We start from the raw sequence: 1,134 nt of genomic DNA, 5'->3' as shown, positions 1-1,134 counted from the left end.
ATATTAAAGTTAAGCGATGGCGAGCGTCATCAACTTCAGAAGTTGATCGACAAACACAAAACGCCCCAACAGCTAGTGCTACGAGCCAAAATAATTCTCATGGCATCAGATGGTCAAAACCATCGTGAAATAGCCCGAAGCCTAGAGATTAACCGACAGATGGCTCGCTTATGGCGAAACCGATGGTTGGAAAGCGAGGGAAAAGACTTATCGATTTTGCAAAGATTGCAAGATCAAGAGCGTGTTGGCGCACCAGTAAAATTTACCATGGAACAAGTAACTGAGTTATTTGCACTTGCCTGTTCCTCACCGTCCGATTATGGACGACCAATAAGTCATTGGACGGCGAGAGAACTGGCGGAGGAAATCATGAAACAAGGCATTATTGAAAGTATATCAGTCCGCCATGTTGGCAGATTATTAGAAGAAGCAGAACTTAAACCACACGCCTCGCGCTACTGGTTAACCCCCCCCTGTGGATGAAGAATTTGATGCAAAAGTTAAAGATATTACAGGCTTATATCTGACTGCGATTGAACGCAGTCAAAATGGAGAACACACTATATCGGTTGATGAGATGACAGGAATTCAAGCCATTGAGCGTCTCGAAAAAGACTTACCAATGCGACCCGCAAAAGTTGCAAGAAGAGAGTTTGAATATATTCGTCATGGCACGCAGACCTTGATAGCGAATTTCAATATTGCGAATGGTAAGATTATCGAGCCAACTTGCGGAGATTCGAGAAAAGAATCCGATTTTGTACTGAATATTCGTCACATCATTGAAACTGACCCCGATGCCCAAAAATGGCATCTGATTATGGATTGTCTGAATACTCACCAATCTGAATCATTGGTGCGTTTGGTCGCCGAAAAAGAAGGCTTAGATATCGACCTCGGTATTAAGGGAAAAAGCGGCATACTTCAATCCATGAAATCTCGTGCTGTTTTTTTAAGTGACCCAACACATCAAATTGTTTTCCACTACACGCCAAAACATTCTTCGTGGCTTAATCAAATAGAGATTTGGTTCAGCATTTTAGTGCGGAAATTACTCAAAAGAGCAAGTTTCACCAGTCAGTACGATCTGAAAAATCGCATCCTCAATTTTATTAACTACTTTAATCAAACAAT

General features: G+C 41.7%; 2 protein-coding genes. Both read left to right on the top strand.

The window, feature by feature from the left end; translation table 11 throughout:
- On the top strand, positions 1 to 483 hold a 483-nt coding region (locus QUB37_RS29740; protein ID WP_333168837.1), incomplete at its 5' end, for a helix-turn-helix domain-containing protein.
- A partial coding sequence (locus tag QUB37_RS29735) for a transposase (protein ID WP_445300077.1) occupies positions 476 to 1,134 on the top strand: 659 nt, incomplete at its 3' end. The genes QUB37_RS29740 and QUB37_RS29735, both read left to right, overlap by 8 nt.

This window comes from Microcoleus sp. AT3-A2, assembly GCF_036705685.1.
Classification (GTDB): Bacteria; Cyanobacteriota; Cyanobacteriia; order Cyanobacteriales; family Microcoleaceae; genus Microcoleus.
This window is presented reverse-complemented; position numbering and strand designations above follow the sequence as displayed.